Origin of the sequence: Salinimicrobium catena (genome assembly GCF_900102915.1) — a bacterium.
GTDB lineage: Bacteria > Bacteroidota > Bacteroidia > Flavobacteriales > Flavobacteriaceae > Salinimicrobium > Salinimicrobium catena.
Genome location: NZ_FNGG01000026.1, coordinates 1 through 1,316, shown reverse-complemented (window position 1 = coordinate 1,316; position 1,316 = coordinate 1). Strand labels below are relative to the sequence as shown.

General features: G+C 37.2%; 2 protein-coding genes. Both read left to right on the top strand.

The annotated features are described in order from the left end of the window. Window positions 1-46 precede the first annotated feature (46 nt). Window positions 47-403: a transposase gene (locus BLS64_RS15055; protein WP_093114540.1), complete on the top strand. Its 357-nt coding sequence runs from the start codon at window positions 47-49 to the stop codon at window positions 401-403. Window positions 404-414: 11 nt separating this feature from the next. After that, window positions 415-1,281: an IS3 family transposase gene (locus BLS64_RS15050; RefSeq protein WP_093114539.1), complete on the top strand. Its 867-nt coding sequence runs from the start codon at window positions 415-417 to the stop codon at window positions 1,279-1,281. Window positions 1,282-1,316 lie beyond the last annotated feature (35 nt).

Sequence of the window (1,316 nt, the reverse complement as noted above, 5' to 3'; positions counted from 1 at the left end):
TGACTAAGACTGAAATAGGTTGCCCTTTTTCTCAAACTTTTCAACTATGAAAAATGGCACAGTAAGAAGAACTTTTAGTCAAGAAGTAAAATTAGATTTAGTAAGGAAGATTGAACAAGGAGATCTTCGAGTACTCGATGTAGTTGGGACTTACGGAGTAAGTAAAACAGCGGTTTACAAGTGGCTCAGAAAATATTCCGATCTTTATAAAAAAGAAACGCGAGTCGTAGTGGAGCACAAGAGTATAAGTAAGAAAAACCGGGAACTTCAAGACCATATTAAGAAGCTTGAACAAGCCCTCGGCCAAAAACAGATGCGGATTGATTACCTGGAAAAGATAGTAGAGTTTGCTTCAGAACGCTCTGGAGAGGATATCGAAAAAAAGAACAAACGGCTGTCTTAGAGTGGTTCCGAATGAATAAGTCAAGCTTCAACTTTACTCTAAACAATTTGTATAAAATGGTTGGTATCACCAAGCAGGCACATTATAAAAGGGTAAAACAGCAGGAAAAACTAGCCAATATTATTCAAGAAGTGATAAGTTCTGCTCATGAGATCCGTAAGAATCATACGAAAATAGGCTGTAGAAAGCTTTATGATGAAATCAACCCTGAGGGAATAGGTAGAGATCGTTTTGAGAACATCCTACTCTCTAATGGCTTCAGAATAAAGCGAAAGAAGAGCTACCATCGAACCACTTATGCTGGAAAGAGGTGGTATCCTAACCTAATTAGCGAGTTGAAAGTAAGAAAGGTAAATCAGCTAATGGTAAGCGATCTGACTTACATCTCTTGGAGTAAAGGGCATTATTACCTCACACTAATTTTAGATGTGTATAGTCGAAAGATTACAGGGTGGAGCTTATCAGCAAGCATGACAACAGAAGAGACAGTAGCTCCAGCCTTTAAAATGGCTGTTAAAGATCTTAAAGAAGAAGAGTTGAAAGGACTTATTTTTCATTCAGACAGAGGCAGCCAGTACGGTTCAAAAGAAATGGAAAAACTCCATGAACATTATTTAACCACTCCCAGTATGGGTGGAAAAGCCTGGGAAAATGCTCATGCGGAATCGTTGAATGGTATTCTCAAAAACGAATACATAGATTTTAGACATATGGATCTAACATTAACCGAGGCTCAGAGAATGATAAAAAAGGTGGTTTATTTATACAACAATGAGCGGCCACATGGTTCACTAAAGAATAAAAAACCACAAGAATTTGTAAACTTTGTTCAGCACTTAACTACTGAACAAAGACCAATATTAAAGATTAATTATTAACCTGAAAAAAGGCAACCATATTCAGGCAAGCTCAA